This window comes from Actinophytocola sp. KF-1 (assembly GCF_054661535.1).
Genome location: NZ_BAAFVK010000013.1, coordinates 140,952 through 158,089, shown reverse-complemented (window position 1 = coordinate 158,089; position 17,138 = coordinate 140,952). Strand labels below are relative to the sequence as shown.

Sequence of the window (17,138 nt, the reverse complement as noted above, 5' to 3'; positions counted from 1 at the left end):
TCGTCGGGAGATGTTCAGGGAGGCGGTATGAACCGGCCCGCGCGCCTTGCCGTCGGGGTGGTCTCCACCGGCCGCGTCGGTGCGGTCCTCGGCGCGGCGCTCGCGCGTGCCGGGCACACGGTCGTCGCCGCGTCCGGGGTCTCCCGCGACTCCGTCCGCCGCGCCGAGGAACTGCTGCCCGGCGTCCCGCTGCTCCCGCCCGACGACGTGGTCCGCGCGGCCGACCTCGTGCTCCTCGCCCTGCCCGACGACGCCCTGCCCGGCATGGTCCGCGGCCTCGCCGCCGCGAACGCGGTGCGGCCGGGGCAGATCGTCGTCCACACCTGCGGCGCCCACGGCGTCGACGTGCTCGCTCCCGCGCAGGAACACGGCGCGCTGCCGCTCGCGTTGCACCCGGTGATGACGTTCACCGGCCGTGCCGAGGACCTCGAACGCCTCGCGAACTGCTGTTTCGGGATCACCGCCGGTGACTCCGACGAGGCGGCGTGGAGCGTCGGCGAGGCGCTCGTGGTGGAGATGGGCGCAGAGCCGGTCCGCATCCCCGACGCGGCCCGCCCGCTGTACCACACGGCGCTGGCCCACGGTGCGAACCACCTGGTCACCCTGGTCGCCGAGGCCGCGGACCTGCTGCGCCGCACCGGTGTCGACAACCCCGAGCGGATGCTCGGCCCGCTGCTGTCCGCCGCGCTCGACAACGCGCTGCGGCACGGCGACCGCGCGCTGACCGGTCCCGTCGCCCGCGGCGACGCGGGCACGGTGCGCGCGCACCTGCGGGTGCTGGCCGAGAACGCCCCCGACATGCTGCCCGCCTACCGCGCGCTCGCCGCGCGGACCGCGGAACGGGCCGAGGAGAGCGGGCTGCTGCGCCCCGACCTCGCCCCCGACGTGTTCGCCGCGCTGGAGCGAGAGGATCGCCGATGACGCCGAGGTTCACCCCCGGCCAACTGCACGTCCACAGCGGACTGAACGAGATGGTCGCGACCGCGCGCGCGTTGCGTGCCGTCGGCCGCAAGATCGCGCTGGTGCCCACCATGGGCGCGCTGCACGACGGCCACCGCAGGCTCATGCGCACCGCGCGGCGGCTGCCGGGCTGCGTGCTCGCCACCTCGATCTTCGTCAACCCGCTGCAGTTCGGGCCGGACGAGGACTACGACCGGTACCCGCGGCCCCTCGAGGACGACCTGAGGGTCTGCGAGGAAGAACGCGTCGAGCTGGTGTTCACGCCGTCGCGCGACGAGATGTACCCGGGCGGTCCCGAGGTCACCGTGGACCCCGGCCCGCTCGGCAGCGAGCTGGAGGGCGCGTCCCGGCCGGGGCACTTCGCGGGCGTCCTGACCGTGGTCACCAAGCTGTTCACGATCATCCGCCCCGACTACGCGGTGTTCGGCGAGAAGGACTACCAGCAGCTCACGCTGATCAGGAAGCTCGAGCGCGACCTCAACCTCGACGTGAAGATCATCGGCGTGCCGGTGGTGCGGGACGCCGACGGGCTCGCCCGCTCGTCCCGCAACGCCTACCTGTCCGACGAGCAGCGCGCCGCGGCGGTCACGCTGTCCGCCGCGCTCGCCGCGGGTGCCCGGGTCAGCGCGGGTGGCGCCGAGGTCGTGCTGGAGTCCGCCCGGGCGGTGCTCGACAAGGAACCGCTCGTCGACGTCGACTACCTGGAGCTGCGCGGCGCCGACCTCGGCCCGGCGCCCGAGCGCGGCGAGGCCCGGCTGCTGGTGGCCGCCAGGGTGGGCACGACGCGGCTCATCGACAACACGGCCGTGTTCCTCGGTCAGGGGGAGGACTGACATGTTCCGCACGATGCTGAAGTCCAAGATCCACCGGGCGACCGTGACCCAGGCTGACCTGCACTACGTCGGGTCGGTGACCGTCGACCAGGACCTCATGGAGGCCGCCGACCTGCTCGAGGGCGAGCAGGTGACGATCGTCGACGTCACCAACGGCGCCCGCCTCGAGACCTACGTCATCACCGGCGAGCGGGGCAGCGGCGTCATCGGCATCAATGGCGCGGCCGCGCACCTCGTGCACCCCGGCGACATCGTCATCCTCATCGCGTACGGGCTGATGGACAACGCCGAGGCGGCCGCCTACCGGCCACGCGTGGTGTTCGTCGACGAGGCGAACAAGATCGTCGACAAGGGCGCGGTGCCCGGGTACGTGCCGGACGGCCACGGCCTGGTCAGCGGTGCCGCGACGACCGAGACCGCGGAGACCGCCGACGCGGCGATGCTCGACGCGTTGCTGCAGTCGGAGAGCTGACCCCGGTGCTGCTCGCGATCGACGTCGGCAACACCAACATCGCGCTGGGCCTGTACGCGGGCAAGGAACTCATCCGCGACTGGCGCATGCGCACCGACCCGCAGATGACCGCCGACGAGCTGGCGCTGACCATGCGCGGGCTGCTCGGCGACCGCGCCGACGACATCACGGGCGTGTCCGCGCTGTCGACCGTGCCCGCGGTGCTGCGTGAGCTGCGGGTCATGCTGGGCCGCTACTACCGCGCGGTGCCGAGGGTCATCGTCGAGCCGGGTGTGAAGACCGGTGTGCCGCTGCTGGTCGACAACCCGAAGGAGGTCGGCGCGGACCGCGTGATCAACACGCTCGCCGCCCACCACCTGCACGAGACGACGTGCGTGGTCGTCGACTTCGGCACGTCCACCAACATCGACGTGATCTCCGCGAAGGGCGAGTTCCTCGGCGGCGTGTTCGCGCCCGGCATCGAGATCTCGGTCGACGCGCTCGCGTCCAGGGCCGCCGCGCTGCGCAAGGTCGAGCTGGTGCGCCCGAAGTCGGTGATCGGCAAGAACACCGTCGAGTGCCTGCAGTCGGGGATCATGTACGGCTTCACCGCGCAGGTCGACGGCCTCGTGCGGCGGATCGTCGACGAACTGCACCGCACCGCCCACCCCGGGGACGTCACGGTCATGGCCACCGGCGGCCTCGCGCCGCTGGTGGTCGACGAGTCCGAGACGATCACCGACCACCGCCCCGACCTGACGCTGCTCGGGCTGCGTCTGGTCTTCGAACGCAACACGAGGTGACCGTGGACATCCGCCCCGCCCGCGCCGACGACGACGCGGCGTTGCTGGAGATCGACTTCGCGACGTGGTCCCAGGCCGTGTCGCCCGCGCCCGTGCCGACGCGGGAGAACCGCACGTCCTTCTTCGACGACCGCACCGAGCGCGCGAACTACCTGGTCGCCGAGGTGGACGGCAAGGTCGCCGGGTACGTGCTGGTGCACCAGAACATCCCGCTCGAGTCCCACCGGCACGTGCTGGGCATCAACGGGCTGGCGGTCGACCCGGCCGCGCAGGGCCGCGGGGTAGGCCGGGCGCTGGTCGAGGCCGCGGTCGCGGAGGCCGGCAGGCGTGGCGCGTCGAAGGTGTCGCTGCGGGTGCTGGGCGAGAACCCCGGCGCGCGGCGGCTGTACGAGCGGTGCGGGTTCGTCGTCGAGGGCGTCCTGCGCGGCGAGTTCAAGCTGGACGGGAAGCTCGTCGACGACGTGCTCATGGCACGATATCTCTGAGCGCCGCCGCGAGCCGGTCCCTGGCCTCGGTCTGCGCGGCGATCCGCGCCTCGATGACGGCGAGCCGCTCCCTGGCGATCCGCAGACCACCGGGTGAGGGCTTCGCCGTGGTCATGTCGCCGTCGAGGCACGGCCCGAACGCGCGCACGTCGTCGAGGGTGAGCCCGGCGGCGAGCAGGTAGCGGATGTTGCGCACGCGCGCGACCGCGGTCTCGTCGTAGTCGCGGTACCCGTTCGCCGCGCGGGCGGAACTGATCAGCCCGGCCTGCTCGTAGTGCCGCAGAGCACGGGGCGTCGCGCCGGTCACCGCCGCCAGTTCGCCGATCCGCACGCTCACCCCACCAACGCGCCCCCGTCCACGGGGAGCACCACGCCGGTCACGAACCCCGCCGCGGCCAGCCCGACGATCGCCAACGCTACCTCGCCCGGCTCCCCGACCCGGCCGAGCGGCGTGTGCGCGATCTGCCACGCCCGCACCTCGGCGGCCTTCTCCGGCGACCACCCCTGGTTGGCGGCGATGGGCGTGTCGATCGCCCCGGGCGCCACGGCGACGACCCGGACGCCCCGCGGCGCCAGCTCGACGGCCCAGCTGCGGGTGAGCGACTCGAGCGCCGCCTTGGCCGCCGGGTAGACGGAGTTGCCGGGCCACCCGCGCTGCCCGATGGCGGTGCTGACGTTGACGACCACGGAGCCCTCGGACATCAGGGGCAGCAGGGCCTGGGTGAGCATGACGGGCGCGACGAGGTTCGTGGCGAGCAGGTCGCCGACGTCCTGCGCGGTGATCGTGCCGAGCGGGCCGCCCCTGACGATGGCGGCGTTGTTGACCAGCACGTCGAGCCGGCCGTACCGCTCCCGGACGAACCCCGCGATGGCACCGGCGTCGGCGACGTCCGCCACGAGGGGCTCCCCGGCACCCGTCTCGACCAGCGGTTCGCGCCTGCGCCCGACCACCACCACCCGGTCACCACGCGCCGTGAACGCCCTGGCGGTCGCCCGCCCGATCCCGGACCCGCCGCCGGTGACCACCACAACCCTGTCGCTCATGGCGGCGAGTCAAGAACGTTGACGCCAGCGGCAAGGTCAACCCCCGGCGGCCTCCGGCCCCCGGAATCCACGCTACCGGCGTCCACCGACAGCACCGTGCCGTGACGCGACGACCTGTGGACAACCACACCGGCTGTGGACAACCCGAGCGGCTCGGCGAGGGCAGCCGCCAATTCCGCGACCGCCTCGGCGATGTCACCGCGGGGGTAGCCGCCCGTTGTGGACTGACCACTTGGTGGTCTCGCTGCCGGGGGCAGCCGTCGACTGGCCGACCACTCGGTGGTCTCGCTGCGCGGCACGCCTGGGCCATCTCGAAGCCTGCTCAGATTGCAAAATCATCGCGTCGGCTTCGAGCAGGCATGCCGCCTGTGGGTGGCCGCCTTGGCGTGCTCGCTCGGCCCGCTGCTCCGGGAAGGCCGCCCTGCGGGCACTGCCTCGGCAAGGCCGCCCTGCGGGCGCCGCGTCGGCAAGCGCGCCTTGCGGGCGCTGCGTCGGCAAGCGCGCCTTGCGGGCGCTGCGTCGGCAAGCCCGTCCTGCGCGCAGGTTCTGCTCGCTGCTCGGCAGGTGAGCCTCACCTCGGCAAGCTCACTCGATGAGGCGCCAGTGGACGCCGTCCAGCGAATCCGCCCGAAGCGCCGTGCCTCCCCGCAACTCCCTGTGGACAACCACACCGGCTGTGGACAACCACGCCAGGAGCCCGCCGAACCGGGCGGGACTGTCGGTGCCATGCCGTAGCGTGGTTCGAGGGGGCCGGAGGCCAAGCCCGTCACCGCCGCCGCGCGCGCACCACCCTGGTCCGCAACGGCACGTCGAACTCCCCGCCCGCCGTCTCCGGCCGCTCCGACAGGTACGCCCGGATCCGCTCCAGCACCGCCGCCCGCTCCTCGGCCGGGATCACGATCATCCGCGAGTGCGTCCCCAACGTCGCCGCCAGCGAGTCGACCGTCCTGCGCTGCGTGTTCGGGAACGCCGCCTCCTCGACCTGCCCGAACCGCGGGTGCGCGGGCACGTCCATCGGCACGGCGTGCGTCACGCTCGTCCCCGCCACCGCCATCAGCCCGGCCACCCACTCGACGCTCTCGTCCTCGTCGTTCCACAGCAGCCCGACGACCCCGCCCGGCCGCAGCACGCGTGCCATCTCCTCGAGCGCCGCGCAGGCGTCGAACCAGTGGAACGCCTGCCCGACCAGCACCGCGTCCACCGAACCGTCCGGGACCGGGATCGCCTCCGCCGTCCCCGCCAGCGCCTCGACCTGCGGAAACGCGTGCGACAGCCGGGCACGCATCTCGTCGTCGGGCTCGACGGCGACGACCGGCAGCCCCAACGCCAGCAGGCCCGCCGTGAGCTTCCCGGTCCCCGCCGCCAGGTCCAGCACCGAGCGCACGGGCCGGGTCGCGCCGTCGAGCACCCACCGGATCCCATCCGCGGGGTAACCCGGCCGGTGCGCGTCGTAATCGGCGGCGAGCGAGCCGAAGGAACGGGCCCGCCTCCGGTGCAAGTCGTCGGCCATACCACCCAAACTAACGCCCGCGACACACGCCGTACCCTGTTCAACCGTGACCGACGAAACGCAGGAACCGCAGGCCGACGACCTTCCTGAGCAGCTTCGGGTCCGTCGTGAGAAGCGGGCCCGCCTGCTTGCCGACGGCGTCGATCCATATCCCGTCGAACTGCCGCGCACCCACTCGCTGCGGCAGATTCGTGAGACGTATTCGGACCTCACGCCGGACACCGCCACCGGAGATGTGGTCGGCGTCACTGGCCGCGTCATCTTTCTGCGCAATACGGGCAAGCTCTGTTTCGCGACGCTGCAAGAGGGCGACGGCACCGAACTGCAGGCGATGCTGAGCCTGAACAAGGTCGGCGAAGACGCCCTTTCGGCGTGGAAGAGCACCGTCGACATCGGTGATCACGTTTTCGTGCACGGCGAGGTAATCACGTCCCGCCGCGGCGAGCTGTCCGTTCTCGCCGACGAGTGGCGAATCGCCGCCAAGGCGCTGCGGCCCCTGCCGGTCGCGCACAAGGACCTGAACGAGGAAACCCGGATTCGGCAGCGGTACGTCGATCTGATCCTGCGCCCCCAGGCCCGCGAAACCGTGCGCACCCGCGCCGGCGTGGTGCGCGCATTGCGGGACAGTTTCGACCGCCGCGGATTCATCGAGGTCGAGACGCCGATGCTGCAGACGCAGCACGGCGGTGCCAGTGCGCGCCCGTTTGTCACACACTCGAACGCGATGAGCATGGACCTCTACCTGCGTATCGCGCCGGAGCTGTTCCTGAAGCGCTGCGTGGTCGGCGGTATCGAGAAGGTCTTCGAGATCAACCGCAACTTCCGCAACGAGGGCATGGATTCCTCGCATTCCCCCGAGTTCGCGATGCTCGAGTTCTACGCCGCCTACGAGACCTACGACTCGATGGCCGTGCTGACCCGCGAGCTCGTCCAGGAGTCGGCGCAGGCCGCGTTCGGTACACAGGTCGTCACGCTCGCGAACGGCGAGGAGTACGACCTGTCGGGCGAGTGGACCAGCCTGTCGATGTACCCGTCGCTGTCCGAGGCGCTGGGCAGCGAGGTCACCCCCGAGACCCCCGCCGAGCTGCTGCACAAGCACGCCGACGACCTCGGTCTCGACGTGGACCCGAAGCTCGGCCACGGCAAGATGGTCGAGGAGCTGTGGGAGCACCTCGTCGGCGACAAGCTTTACGCGCCCACGTTCGTGCGTGATTTCCCGGTCGAGACCTCCCCGCTCACCCGCCAGCACCGCAGCATCGCGGGTGTCGCGGAGAAATGGGATCTGTACGTCCGGGGATTCGAGCTCGCCACCGGATACTCCGAGCTGGTCGACCCGGTCGTGGAACGTGAACGGCTGACCGAACAGGCCAGTCTGCGGGCAGGCGGTGACGACGAGGCGATGCGTCTCGACGAGGACTTCCTGCGTGCACTCGAGTACGGAATGCCCCCGAGTGGCGGCGTCGGAATGGGTATCGACCGGTTGCTCATGGCACTCACCGGCCTCGGCATACGCGAGACGATCCTGTTTCCGCTGGTGCGCCCAGAATGAGCGAGTTGCGGCGCGGGAACCACTAACCTAATCACGGATTTGCGTTAAGCTGGTTAGTGGGAGTATTCGTTATGTGCTCACGCACGTTCGCTCGGTCCCCGCGTCGCAAACCTGAGGAGGGCGCAGATGGCGCAGAAGGTCACGGTTAGCCTGGTCGACGACCTCGATGGTTCCGAGGCGGGGGAGACCGTCGAGTTCGGATTGGACGGCGCGTTCTACGAGATCGACCTCTCCGAGGAGAATGCGGAGCGGTTGCGGGACGCGCTCTCCGAATTCGTCGAGCACGCGCGCCGGTCCGGTGGCCGTAAGCGGGCGGGCCGCCTGGTCGCCGCGGGCCGCGCACCGCGCACCGCGTCCGCCGACCGGGAACAGAACCAGGCAATGCGTGAGTGGGCCCGTAAGCAGGGCATGAACATCTCGGATCGCGGCCGAATCCCGAAGGAAGTCGCCGAGGCGTACAACGCGCAGGCCTGAGATTCACACAATCGTGCGGCGCCGGTTCCTCGATTAGGCGGGAACCGGCGTATTCGCTTCGGCCGGGCGCACCGCCACCGCGATCCACACCGCGGTGCCGACGGTCGCGACCCCGGCCAGTGTCATCGCGACCCCGACCGGCACGACCTCGGTGAGCCCGCCGAACACGAGCGGCCCGACGCCCTGCAACGTCATCAGCCCGGTGGACAGCAGCCCGAACGCCTGCCCGGTCGAGTCGTCGGGCAGCGCGTCGCGGAACCGGCCCTGCAGCCCGACCCCGAACGCGAACCCCGAGCCGAGGACGGCCATCAGCGCCCCGGCGGCCAGCGGGCTCACGTCGAACGCGAACGGCACCAGCGGCAACCCGAGCAGCACGACCAGCACCGGCACCGCCCGCTCCCTGGTCCGCGGCGCGAACACCCTGGTCACGACGAGGTTGCCGACGAACATCCCGGCCGGTATGCACGCCAGCACCACCCCCGACGCGCCGCTGGGGAAGCCCGCCAGCGCGGCGTAGGGGATCAGCAGGCTCTCCCCGCCGATCACGAACGCCGGCGGCAGCCAGTTCGCGAACAGCAGCCTGCGCACGACCGGGTCGACCAGCAGCTCACGCGCGCCGTGGAAGCTCTGCCTGACCAGCGAGCGCTCGCTCTGCCGGCCGGGCGCGGGCAGGTCCGGCAGCGCCAGCCACGCCCACAGCGCGGCCACCGCGTGACAGGCCGCGGTCACCAGCAGCGCGGTCTCCGGCCCCATGAACGCGACCGCCAACCCGCCGCCCGCCATCCCGATGACCTGTGCGGCCGACGAGACCAGCTGGAACAGGCCGCGCCCGACGACGAACGCGTCACCGGACAGGGCGTCCGCGGTCAGCCGCCCCGCGGTCCCGTTGAACACCGGCGCGAGGCAGCCGATGCCGGCGACCAGCAGCAGGCTCGCCCACACGGGCATGCCGCCGACCGCCAGCAGGGCGGCCGCGGCGGCCTCCAGCGTGTAGCCGGTGACGATCAACAGCCGCGGCCGGATCAGGTCGGGCAGAGCGCCGATGACGAGCCCGCCGACGACCTGGGGGAGGAACGAGGCGCCGAACGTCATCGCGCCGAGCAGCGCCGACCCGGTGGCCGTGAAGACCAGCACGGACAGGGCGACCGTGCGCAGGGTGTCGGCACCGATCGCGAGGGCCCTCGTGAGGAACACCGTGCGGTAGACGGGCACGGCCAGGACCTGGCGGAAGGTGGCTCTCTCGTTCACCCCGACAGGTTCCGCCCGCTGATCGATCCGGCACCACTCTTTCGTGCACCGGCGTAAGGTCGGACCGTGCTGAGGTTCGTGGTCGGCCGCGACGACCTGCTGAACAGCCGTTTCGCGCTGTCCCCGGTCGCCGAGCTGGAGGCTGTGCTGCGCAAGCTGTCCGGCCGCAAACGCACCCCGCTGCCGCCCGCGTGGTCGGCCCGGTTGATGCCCGCGTTCCACCGCCTGCGCCGCGAGACCGCGCTGGACGCGCTGCTGGCCCTGCAGAGCGAGCGCTACGGCGCGGCGTTCGTGGTGCAGCCGCCGACGAGCATGGCGCAGACCATCGAGGACGACCTGGCCGCGCTCAGGGCCACCCCGCTGGCGCAGGCGCGCAAGGAGATCGCCGACTGCCTAGCCCGCAGACCGGCCACCGACCCGCGCGTGCTGGCGGTGCTCGAGGACGAGAACGTGTCCCCAATCCTGGCCGACGCGCTGGAGGCGGCGTGGCACGAGCTGATCGCGCCGGACTGGCCGACGCTGCGTGCCGTGCTGGAGCGGGACGTGGTCTACCGCGCGGGCCTGCTCAGCACGGGCGGCTGGCAGGCGGCGTTCGCAGGCCTGCACAAGCGCCTGGCGTGGCGGGACGGAGCGCTGGAACTGAGCCGGTTCGTGGACGCCACCTATCACCTGGACGGGGCCGGGTTGTTGCTCGTGCCCGCGGTGTTCGTGTGGCCGAACATCGGCGCGTACACAGACCCGCCGTGGCCGACGGCGCTGGTGTACCCGGCGCGCGGCACGGCGGCGCTGTGGGAGCCGGGGCCTGCGACGCCGCCGGACGCGCTGGCCTCGTTGCTGGGGCGGTCACGGGCGCGGCTGCTGGTGATGCTGACCGACCCGGCGAGCACCACCCAGCTGGCGACGTCACTCGGCATGGCGACGGGCGCGGTGGGAGACCACCTGGCGGTGCTGCGCAACGCGGGGCTCGTCACGAGGGCCCGTTCTGGCCGGTCCGTCCTGTACCGGAGGAGCCCACTGGGCGACGCACTGGCAGGCGGCACACCCTGAGTGCGGCCCTCTGACCAGCGCTTCGCCCAGGCCTCCGCAGGGTTCCGTCAAAGTCGGATGGGTCTTGCCTTGCCTGGATTCTCCCTCCGGGGGGGCTCGCCGGAGGGCGTCCTGCCGGACGGGCCTCCTCGCCGGAGGGGCTGGTCTCCGGGATGGTGGCGGGTCGGGCACGGGGCTGGGTTGGCAGGGACTGGTGTCCATGGCTGCCTGCCATCCCGTCGACCTCCCGCGGGGCTATCACACCGCGTCAAGGGGGCCCGGTGGCTTGGGTGCGGGGTTGGGTTGGGTTTCGGGCCCCCTTGACCCGGTGTGATCGGGCTTCGCCAGGTCGACGGGATGGCAGGCACCCCTCAGGGGTTCTGGGGCTTCGCCCGCTTCGTGGGGTTCGGGCGCTGCGCGCCCGGCATTCCGAGGTCGGCATCCTCATGCCGGGGTCGGCATCCCGGGGTCGGCTCACACCGCTCGCGCGCGATGGCAACCCCCACCCGATCCCGGGGGCCACCCGCCATGCCAGTCTACCGGTACCCACCGACAGAACCAGGGGCTCAGCCGCGAGTTGTGGATAACCGGGTGGGCTGTGGACAACCGGCGCCGCGTGCGCCAGGAATGTCGGTGGGTTGCCGTAGCGTGGAAACCGGGGGCCGGAGGCCGCCGTTCAGTTCTTCGCGCACACCCGCGGGCATGTCTCGCACACGCCCTGACCGGCCTCCATGAGGTAGTGGAAGCAGCAGGCCTCCCGCCGCCGCGTCCACCCCGCCCTGCCCTGGTCGTCGATCACCGGCCGGAGCGTCGACGCGGACGTCAGCGGCGCGAACCGGTCCGGCAGCAGCAGGTTCGCGTCCAGCACGCCTGCCGTCTCGTCACCCGCGTACCGGCCGACCAGCCACATCGAGTGGTCGAGCGCGTCCGTGGCCGCCGCCCACAGCGTGTGCCTGCCGAAGCGCACGGTGCCCGCGAACGCCGACACGAACCGGGCCGCGTGGGCGGTGAACCGGCCCCGCAGCACCGCCGCGAGCGCCTTCTCGGTCGGCACGACGGTCGCGTTCGGGGTGCCCGCCGCGGGGTCGTCGGGCAGGCAGACGAAGCTCTCGTCCAGAACTGCGATCGAATCCGGGTGGGGTCTCGGTCGAGCCTTGTGGAACGCGAGGTGCTCCGGACGCAGCGACGGCACGCGCCGCTCGTGGTGGAAGAGCAGTGCCGCGAGGTACCCGGGGACGCCGAGGTACCACGACATCACGTAACCGGCCGTAGTCCGTTCGGGCGCCTCGTTGTACCGGTCGTGCAGCCAACCTGCGAGTTCCTGACGCCAGAGCGTGAAACCGTCGGGTGCGGAGAGTAATTCAGCACAGTTCACCCAGCCGGTGGAATCCTCCGGCAGCCCGACGCGGACCTCGGTCCTGACCTGGCGGGAAGCGGCCCGTGTGACGGATTCGACAAGAGAGGGCGCGCGCGTGCCGGTCACAAGCCGTAAGCTTGGACTGGTCCGCATGGGCGTCTCCTGGAGCCTTGTTAGGTGAGCCTGGCCTAACTTTAGCTCACTACAAAGATCATCGCGAGCCCGGTCTTCCGGGTGTTCGCGGACAGCGGACACCAACGGCTGGCGGAATCCGCCCCGGTTGTCGCACGTTGTTCCTTGTGAAGCTCACGGATAGCCGCAAGTGGTACTGAGAGCGACAGGCTGGACGACTACAGTGGTCTTCACGGTGCTGACCCACCGCGAACCGGGTACTTAGCGGTGGAGTAAGGGCCGCCGGCGCAGCAGTCAGGAGTGCAGATGTTTGAGAGGTTCACCGACCGCGCGAGGCGGGTGGTTGTCCTGGCCCAGGAAGAGGCCAGGATGCTCAACCACAACTACATCGGCACCGAGCACATCCTCCTGGGCTTGATCCACGAGGGTGAGGGTGTCGCCGCCAAGGCGCTCGAGTCGCTGGGAATCGCCCTCGAGGGCGTGCGGCAGCAGGTCGAAGAGATCATCGGCCAGGGTCAGCACGCGCCGAGCGGGCACATCCCGTTCACCCCACGGGCCAAGAAGGTCCTCGAGCTCTCGCTGCGGGAAGCGTTGCAGCTCGGACACAACTACATCGGTACCGAGCACATCCTCCTGGGCCTGATCCGGGAGGGTGAGGGCGTCGCCGCCCAGGTGCTCGTCAAGCTCGGCGCCGACCTCAACCGCGTACGCCAGCAGGTCCTGCAGCTGCTGTCCGGTTACCAGGGCAAGGAGCCCGCGGAGACCGGCGGCCGCGGCGAGGGCACCCCGTCCTCCTCGCTGGTGCTCGACCAGTTCGGTCGCAACCTGACCGCGTCCGCGCGGGAGGGCAAGCTCGACCCGGTCATCGGGCGGGCCAAGGAGATCGAGCGGGTCATGCAGGTGCTGTCCCGCCGCACCAAGAACAACCCCGTGCTCATCGGCGAGCCCGGCGTCGGCAAGACCGCCGTCGTCGAGGGCCTCGCGCAGATGGTCGTCAAGGGCGAGGTGCCGGAGACGCTGAAGGACAAGCAGCTGTACACGCTTGACCTCGGCTCCCTGGTCGCGGGCTCGCGCTACCGCGGTGACTTCGAAGAGCGCCTCAAGAAGGTGCTCAAGGAGATCCGCACGCGCGGCGACATCATCCTGTTCATCGACGAGATCCACACGCTCGTCGGTGCGGGCGCCGCCGAGGGCGCGATCGACGCCGCGTCGATCCTCAAGCCGATGCTCGCCCGTGGTGAGCTGCAGACGATCGGCGCGACGACGCTCGACGAGTACCGCAAGTACGTCGAGAAGGACCCGGCGCTGGAGCGCCGCTTCCAGCCGATCCAGGTCGGCGAGCCGACGCTCGAGCACACGATCGAGATCCTCAAGGGCCTGCGGGACCGGTACGAGGCGCACCACCGCGTCACGATCACCGACCCGGCGCTGGTGGCCGCGGCGACCCTCGCCGACCGGTACATCAACGACCGGTACCTGCCGGACAAGGCGATCGACCTGATCGACGAGGCAGGCGCCCGCATGCGCATCCGCCGCATGACCGCGCCGCCGGACCTGCGCGAGTTCGACGAGAAGATCGCCGACGTGCGCCGCGAGAAGGAGAGCGCGATCGACGCGCAGGACTTCGAGCGTGCCGCGAAGCTCCGCGACAAGGAGAAGACGCTGCTCGGCCAGAAGGCGGAGCGGGAGAAGCAGTGGAAGGACGGTGACCTGGACGTCGTCGCCGAGGTGGACGACGAGCAGATCGCCGAGGTCCTGGCGAACTGGACCGGTATCCCCGTGTTCAAGCTCACCGAGGAGGAGACCACGCGTCTGCTCCGCATGGAGGAGGAGCTGCACAAGCGGATCATCGGCCAGGAGGACGCGGTCAGGGCCGTGTCCCAGGCGATCCGCCGCACCCGCGCAGGCCTGAAGGACCCGAGGCGCCCGTCCGGCTCGTTCATCTTCGCCGGCCCGTCCGGTGTCGGTAAGACCGAGCTGTCCAAGGCGCTGGCGAACTTCCTGTTCGGCGAGGACGACGCGCTCATCCAGATCGACATGGGTGAGTTCCACGACCGCTACACCGCCTCGCGGCTCTTCGGTGCCCCTCCCGGGTACGTGGGCTACGAGGAGGGTGGCCAGCTGACCGAGAAGGTGCGGCGCAAGCCGTTCTCGGTGGTCCTGTTCGACGAGATCGAGAAGGCGCACCAGGAGATCTACAACACGCTCCTGCAGGTGCTGGAAGACGGGCGTCTGACCGACGGTCAGGGCCGGACGGTGGACTTCAAGAACACCGTCATCATCTTCACGTCGAACCTCGGTACGCAGGACATCTCGAAGGCCGTGAACCTCGGCTTCTCGAGCGGCGGCGAAGGCCAGACCTACGACCGGATGAAGCAGCGCGTCGACGACGAGCTGAAGAAGCACTTCCGGCCGGAGTTCCTCAACCGCATCGACGACATCATCGTGTTCCACCAGCTCACCGAAGAGCAGATCGTCCAGATGGTGGACCTGATGATCACCCGCGTCGAGGCGCAGCTGAAGAACAAGGACATGGCCCTCGAGCTGACCCCGGCCGCGAAGAAGCTGCTCGCCACGCGCGGCTTCGACAAGGTGCTGGGCGCCCGGCCACTGCGCCGGACCATCCAGCGCGAGATCGAGGACCAGCTGTCGGAGAAGATCCTGTTCGGCGAGATCCAGCCGGGCCAGATCATCATCGTCGACGTCGAGGGCTGGGACGGCGAGGAGACCTCGTCCACGGACAAGGCGGTGTTCACCTTCCGCGGTGAGACCAAGCCCGCCAACGTCCCGGACGCCCCGCCGGTCAACATGGCCGCGTCAGGCGCAGAAGGCGACGACGCCGAGTCCGCCTGATCCAGAACGAACAACGGAAGGCCGCGCTCCCGTTTCCGGGGGCGCGGCCTTCCGCATGTCTGCCTGTTGGTTGTCCACAAGCCCACACACCTGTCCACAACCCAGCTCCGCGCAACCCAAAACTGTCGGCCCCACCGCGTACGCTGGCAACCGGGGGCCGGAGGCCAACCCCGGCGCGGGGCCACTCCGCCGAGGCATACGCCACAGCCGCCGGCCAACTTGCCCACAATCCAGCTCGCCGAGGCCTAAAGCTATCGGTCCCGCTGCCCTCGCTGGAATCGGCGGTAGCAAGCCAACCCCCGGCGCGGTTCATCCGCCGAGGCGCGGCACAGCTGCCGCCGGCCGAGTTGTCCACAGCCCAGCTCCACGTCGCCCAAAACTGTCGGTCCTGCCGCGTAAGCTGGAAATCGGGGGCCGGAGGCCGGCCCTCGGCATGGGGCGTCCGCCGAGGCGCATCACAGCCGCCGCTGGCGAGTTGCCCACAACCCAGTCCGCGTCACCCGACCTGGCGGTCTCGCCGCGTACACCCGGAGACCCCCACCCCTGGGCACTCCACCGAGGCACGCCACAGCGTGCGCCCGCACGAGTCGAGTTATCCACAGCCAGCCCAGTTGTCCACAGCCTTACCCACAGCCTGCCGTCACTGTCGGTACCCAGGCGTAGGCTGGCAAGCGGGGGCCGGAGGCCGCCCCTCCGTAAGATCACCGCTGCACCCGTGCATGCAAGGCACAGCAAGCAAATGCCCGACCGAACGCTCGCCCGTCGTGCGTCCCCCGCTGGCCTCCGGCCCCCTCGAACCACGCTACGGCATGGCACCGACAGAACCGTCCGCGTGAACGCTCCGTAACACTGTTTGTCCACAGCCGACACGGTTGTCCACAGGCAGCCTGTGGACAACCCGAAACTGTCACCCCACCCCGTTACGCTGGATTCCGGGGGCCGGAGGCCGCGACACGACCGGTAAACCACCGGCGCTACCCGCCCAACCTCGGGCAAGCTGTACTCATGGGGCTTGAGGACGACCCGTTCGACTGGCGGGTCACCAAGGACGGGCAGCTGCTCGTCTCCCGTGGTGGCCGCGTCGTCACCACGGTCCGCGGCACGGCCGCGGCCAAGCTCCTCGGCCGCCTCGAACGCGCCGCCGACGACGAGGCCCAGCACCTCCTCGCCCGCGCCACCGGCAACTACAAGCGTGGCAACGAACGCCATGGTTAGGTGGAGCGTGGCCACCGGCGAGGTCGCGTACGACCCCGTCGAGGACATCGACGACTTCGAGCCGCGGCGTCGGAGCGGCAAGGTCACGTTCCTGCTGTTCGTGCTGGCGCTGGCGCTGCTCGGGTACGGCGTCGTCCGGGTGCTGAGCCTGGAGAACACGAACGCGTTCCTCATCGGCGCCATGTCGCTCACGCCGTACGTCGTCGCGTGCGCCGGCGTGCTCACGCTGCTCACCCTGGTGCTGCGGCGGTGGGTGCTGGGCCTGGCCGTCCTGGTCATGACGTTGTCGCTGGCGTCGCTGCTGGGTCCGAGGTTCCTGGCCGAGGAACAACCGGACGCGAAGGGCCCGCACCTGCGGATCATGTCGGCCAACCTCCGCCTCGGCCAGGCGGACGCGCAGTCGCTGGTCAACCTGGTGCGGCGGCACGAGGTCGACGTCCTCGCGATGCCGGAACTCACCCCCGACGCCGTGTCCGCTTTGGACAGTGCAGGGCTGGCGGAAGTGTTGCCGTACCACGTGTACGACGCTCGCCCCGGCGGCGATGGCTCGGGCATCGCGGCGAACGTGCCGCTGCGCCAGATCATCCTGGTCGAGGACAGCTCGTTCTCGCAGCCGTCGGCGGTGGTCGACCTGCCGGGCAACGACGACCTGGAGCTGACCGCCGTGCATGTGCAGCCGCCTCTGAACGACGCACACGCCCGCACGTGGCGCACCGAACTGGCGAACCTGCCGAAGGCCACGACGAACGAACGCCCCCGCATCCTGGCAGGCGACTTCAACGCGACGCTGGACCACCTCGCGTTCCGTGACCTGGTGGACCACGGCTACGCCGACGCGGGAGAGGAAGCGGGCGAAGGCCTCACGACGACGTGGTCGTCCTGGCCGACGGGGCCGCCGCTGACACTGGACCACATCGTCACGGACGTCCGCTGCGCGATCAGCAGCTACGCGGTCTTCGATCTAGCGAACAGCGACCACGAGGCCGTCATGGCAGAGGTGATCCTGCCCTAGTCCACAGTGGACGCGGTGGGGGCGGGCCGACTGAATGACGCCGCGCTGCTACGGCGGGAACAACGATCAGAAGCTCAACGGAGATGGCTGACTTTCGGAGGACTCGTCCTCGGGGGTACCGATCTTCGATGGCCTCGACATTCGAGTGCCGGCCGTCGGATGGACTCCGCTTCGGGTAGGCCGATC

16 protein-coding genes are annotated in these 17,138 nt (G+C 70.6%); 11 read left to right on the top strand and 5 right to left on the bottom strand.

Going from position 1 to position 17,138, the window contains the following annotated elements; all coding sequences use genetic code 11:
- Window positions 1–27 precede the first annotated feature (27 nt).
- From ACYQ77_RS34325 to ACYQ77_RS34305, 5 genes are read left to right on the top strand one after another with little or no spacing between them, the layout of a single operon-like run.
- Window positions 28–921, top strand: coding sequence for a Rossmann-like and DUF2520 domain-containing protein (locus tag ACYQ77_RS34325; protein WP_459718979.1), 894 nt, complete (start codon window positions 28–30; stop codon window positions 919–921).
- A complete protein-coding gene (gene panC / locus ACYQ77_RS34320) occupies window positions 918–1,793 on the top strand; it encodes a pantoate--beta-alanine ligase (RefSeq protein ID WP_459718976.1) in 876 nt (291 codons plus the stop codon). The genes ACYQ77_RS34325 and panC overlap by 4 nt, the downstream gene beginning before the upstream one ends.
- A gap of 1 nt (window position 1,794) precedes the next feature.
- Entirely contained in the window at window positions 1,795–2,265 is a 471-nt protein-coding gene (gene panD / locus ACYQ77_RS34315; RefSeq protein WP_459718974.1) for an aspartate 1-decarboxylase, read from the top strand.
- Between the two features lie 5 nt (window positions 2,266–2,270).
- Window positions 2,271–3,047 (top strand): type III pantothenate kinase, encoded by a 777-nt coding sequence (locus tag ACYQ77_RS34310; protein WP_459718971.1) that lies wholly within the window; start codon window positions 2,271–2,273, stop codon window positions 3,045–3,047.
- Window positions 3,044–3,532 carry an N-acetyltransferase family protein gene (locus ACYQ77_RS34305; protein ID WP_459718970.1) on the top strand — a complete coding sequence of 163 codons (489 nt, stop codon included), beginning with the start codon at window positions 3,044–3,046 and terminating at the stop codon, window positions 3,530–3,532. Before ACYQ77_RS34310 ends, ACYQ77_RS34305 begins: the two co-directional genes overlap by 4 nt.
- Here the strand turns inward: ACYQ77_RS34305 and ACYQ77_RS34300 are convergent.
- The 3 genes from ACYQ77_RS34300 to ACYQ77_RS34290 all read right to left on the bottom strand — a co-directional run bounded on the left by ACYQ77_RS34300 (window position 3,513) and on the right by ACYQ77_RS34290 (window position 6,086).
- A complete protein-coding gene (locus ACYQ77_RS34300; RefSeq protein WP_459718967.1) occupies window positions 3,513–3,869 on the bottom strand; it encodes a MerR family transcriptional regulator in 357 nt (118 codons plus the stop codon). The two genes, ACYQ77_RS34305 and ACYQ77_RS34300, sit on opposite strands and share 20 nt — an antisense overlap.
- Entirely contained in the window at window positions 3,866–4,576 is a 711-nt protein-coding gene (locus tag ACYQ77_RS34295) for an SDR family NAD(P)-dependent oxidoreductase (protein ID WP_459718965.1), read from the bottom strand. Before ACYQ77_RS34295 ends, ACYQ77_RS34300 begins: the two co-directional genes overlap by 4 nt.
- A 766-nt stretch (window positions 4,577–5,342) precedes the next feature.
- Entirely contained in the window at window positions 5,343–6,086 is a 744-nt protein-coding gene (locus ACYQ77_RS34290) for a class I SAM-dependent methyltransferase (RefSeq protein WP_459718963.1), read from the bottom strand.
- Between the two features lie 46 nt (window positions 6,087–6,132).
- On the opposite strand from ACYQ77_RS34290, the gene lysS reads away from it, so the two are divergent.
- The gene (lysS, locus tag ACYQ77_RS34285; RefSeq protein WP_459718960.1) at window positions 6,133–7,635 is read left to right on the top strand and encodes a lysine--tRNA ligase; all 1,503 of its coding nucleotides are present in this window, start codon (window positions 6,133–6,135) and stop codon (window positions 7,633–7,635) included.
- A gap of 126 nt (window positions 7,636–7,761) precedes the next feature.
- Window positions 7,762–8,109, top strand: coding sequence for a histone-like nucleoid-structuring protein Lsr2 (locus ACYQ77_RS34280; RefSeq protein ID WP_459718958.1), 348 nt, complete (start codon window positions 7,762–7,764; stop codon window positions 8,107–8,109).
- 33 nt (window positions 8,110–8,142) lie between these two features.
- On the opposite strand, the gene ACYQ77_RS34275 is transcribed toward ACYQ77_RS34280, so the two are convergent.
- Window positions 8,143–9,357, bottom strand: a complete 1,215-nt coding sequence (locus ACYQ77_RS34275; protein ID WP_459718956.1) for an MFS transporter — start codon at window positions 9,355–9,357, stop codon at window positions 8,143–8,145.
- Window positions 9,358–9,423: 66 nt separating this feature from the next.
- Between ACYQ77_RS34275 and ACYQ77_RS34270 the strand changes: the two genes are divergently transcribed.
- The gene (locus tag ACYQ77_RS34270) at window positions 9,424–10,404 is read left to right on the top strand and encodes an ArsR/SmtB family transcription factor (protein WP_459718953.1); all 981 of its coding nucleotides are present in this window, start codon (window positions 9,424–9,426) and stop codon (window positions 10,402–10,404) included.
- Window positions 10,405–11,059: 655 nt separating this feature from the next.
- Here ACYQ77_RS34270 and ACYQ77_RS34265 read toward each other — a convergent pair.
- Entirely contained in the window at window positions 11,060–11,758 is a 699-nt protein-coding gene (locus ACYQ77_RS34265; protein ID WP_459718951.1) for a (2Fe-2S)-binding protein, read from the bottom strand.
- 420 nt (window positions 11,759–12,178) lie between these two features.
- On the opposite strand from ACYQ77_RS34265, the gene ACYQ77_RS34260 reads away from it, so the two are divergent.
- The 3 genes from ACYQ77_RS34260 (at window position 12,179) to ACYQ77_RS34250 (ending at window position 16,952) form a co-directional block, all read left to right on the top strand.
- The gene (locus ACYQ77_RS34260) at window positions 12,179–14,725 is read left to right on the top strand and encodes an ATP-dependent Clp protease ATP-binding subunit (protein WP_459718949.1); all 2,547 of its coding nucleotides are present in this window, start codon (window positions 12,179–12,181) and stop codon (window positions 14,723–14,725) included.
- Window positions 14,726–15,730: 1,005 nt separating this feature from the next.
- A complete protein-coding gene (locus ACYQ77_RS34255; protein WP_459718946.1) occupies window positions 15,731–15,940 on the top strand; it encodes a hypothetical protein in 210 nt (69 codons plus the stop codon).
- A 7-nt stretch (window positions 15,941–15,947) separates the two neighbouring features.
- Window positions 15,948–16,952: an endonuclease/exonuclease/phosphatase family protein gene (locus ACYQ77_RS34250; RefSeq protein WP_459718944.1), complete on the top strand. Its 1,005-nt coding sequence runs from the start codon at window positions 15,948–15,950 to the stop codon at window positions 16,950–16,952.
- Window positions 16,953–17,138: the final 186 nt, after the last annotated feature.

Bases quoted from the DNA above. Each gene is read 5' to 3' on its own strand.
- ACYQ77_RS34325 (WP_459718979.1), top strand. From the start codon at position 28: ATGAACCGGCCCGCGCGCCTTGCCGTCGGGGTGGTCTCCACCGGCCGC.
- panC (WP_459718976.1), top strand. From the start codon at position 918: ATGACGCCGAGGTTCACCCCCGGCCAACTGCACGTCCACAGCGGACTG.
- panD (WP_459718974.1), top strand. From the start codon at position 1,795: ATGTTCCGCACGATGCTGAAGTCCAAGATCCACCGGGCGACCGTGACC.
- ACYQ77_RS34295 (WP_459718965.1), bottom strand. From the start codon at position 4,576: ATGAGCGACAGGGTTGTGGTGGTCACCGGCGGCGGGTCCGGGATCGGG.
- ACYQ77_RS34290 (WP_459718963.1), bottom strand. From the start codon at position 6,086: ATGGCCGACGACTTGCACCGGAGGCGGGCCCGTTCCTTCGGCTCGCTC.
- ACYQ77_RS34280 (WP_459718958.1), top strand. From the start codon at position 7,762: ATGGCGCAGAAGGTCACGGTTAGCCTGGTCGACGACCTCGATGGTTCC.
- ACYQ77_RS34260 (WP_459718949.1), top strand. From the start codon at position 12,179: ATGTTTGAGAGGTTCACCGACCGCGCGAGGCGGGTGGTTGTCCTGGCC.
- ACYQ77_RS34255 (WP_459718946.1), top strand. From the start codon at position 15,731: ATGGGGCTTGAGGACGACCCGTTCGACTGGCGGGTCACCAAGGACGGG.